At 65.1% G+C, this 1345-nt stretch carries 2 protein-coding genes; both read right to left on the bottom strand.

All coding sequences use genetic code 11. The features are described from left to right. Nucleotides 1–26: 26 nt before the first annotated feature. Entirely contained in the window at nt 27–245 is a 219-nt protein-coding gene (locus ACFXAM_RS38765; protein ID WP_380298636.1) for a DUF397 domain-containing protein, read from the bottom strand. Further along, nucleotides 242–1072, bottom strand: coding sequence for a helix-turn-helix domain-containing protein (locus tag ACFXAM_RS38760; RefSeq protein ID WP_380298634.1), 831 nt, complete (start codon nt 1070–1072; stop codon nt 242–244). The genes ACFXAM_RS38765 and ACFXAM_RS38760 overlap by 4 nt, the downstream gene beginning before the upstream one ends. Between the last annotated feature and the right edge of the window lie 273 nt (nt 1073–1345).

Genomic DNA, 1345 nt, shown 5'->3' with positions numbered 1-1345 from the left:
GGTCGAGGCCCATCGCCGAGCTGAGCTCAGATGGTGCCGAACTCGCCGGCCTGGACGGCGGTCACGAAGGACTGCCAGGCGGAGGCGGGAAAGACGAGCGCGGGGCCGGCAGGGTCCTTGGAGTCACGGACGGGAACGACGTTCGGGAGGCCGGGGGCGACCTCGATGCAGTTCCCACCGTTCTGGCTGTAGCTGGACTTCAGCCACGCGGCGCCGATCAGGTCTACGGGGGCGGTGCGGCTCATGGTCGGAGGTCCTTCCGGGCTGCGCGGATCACTTCGAGGGATGCCACATCCGAACTGGATCCCACCTGGAGCCGATCGTAGTCCCTGGCCCACAGGGTGACTGTCTGGGATTCCCTGGTGAGGAAGCCGCGCTCTTGGGATTCGGTGTACCCCAGCATGCTGCGGTCCGCCATGGTCAGCAGAACGACCGGCAATGCGAGGGTTCGGCGCTCGCCCATCGAGAACGGCGCCACCTGAATGATAGTCCGGGGGCGGTCCGCCAACTCCGCTAGATGTTCGAGTTGTTCCCGCATCACCCGCGACCCGCCCACGATGCGACGGAGGCAGCTTTCGTCCAGAACGGCGTGGACAAAAGGCGAGTTCGGGCCAGTGAGACGCTGTTGGCGAGTGAGAAGGTAGGAGACCCTCCCCTCGGCCGCCTCCTCCGTGATGACACCTCGTCGCACATCTGCTGCGGCCATCGTCTCGGCGTAAGCCCTGGTCTGGAACAACCCCGGAATGACGCCGAGCTCGAACTGGCGCAGCTCGACAGCCTTTGCCTCGTGAGCCACATACTCCGGGAATCCCTCCAGCAAGGCAGGGCCGTTGAGGCTCCAGTACATCAGTTCTAGCGTCCCACCGGTGTCCAACACTTGGTCAGCCACGCGGACCCAGTCGAGTGTGGGAGTGCGCGTACCTCTTTCGAGGTTGGAGACCTGGCTGTCACTCAGGTTGGTGAGCTGCCCCAGCTGCACTTGGCTAAGCCCCGCCGCCTTGCGTGACCTGCGGAGTTGAACGCCGAAAGCCGCAAGGGGAGATGTCGCCGGGTCAAGTTCCGTCTCGCGCATGATCAGGCCTCTTCGATCCCTGAATCCCACGGGGATATCTGTCAATTGGGGATGCCTTCCGATCCTAGGGCGCGGAGGTCCACCATGGCTACACCCCGTGAGAGATCCGGGACCCTGCGCAATCAATGGAGCCCCCATGCCCAGCCCCCGCATGCCCATTTACGCCCCCACCGTCGGGGAAGTCGTCCGGGACCTCGGACACCGGGACTTCTCCGGCAATCCCGTCGAGGCCGTCTACATGGACACCCTCGCCGGACTCGTCTACCTGCGCCC

This window comes from Kitasatospora sp. NPDC059462, from assembly GCF_042749955.1.
In the GTDB taxonomy this organism is placed as follows: Bacteria; Actinomycetota; Actinomycetes; order Streptomycetales; family Streptomycetaceae; genus Kitasatospora.
The sequence above is the reverse complement of the archived record's forward strand: the minus strand, read 5'-3'. Positions and strand labels throughout refer to the sequence as shown.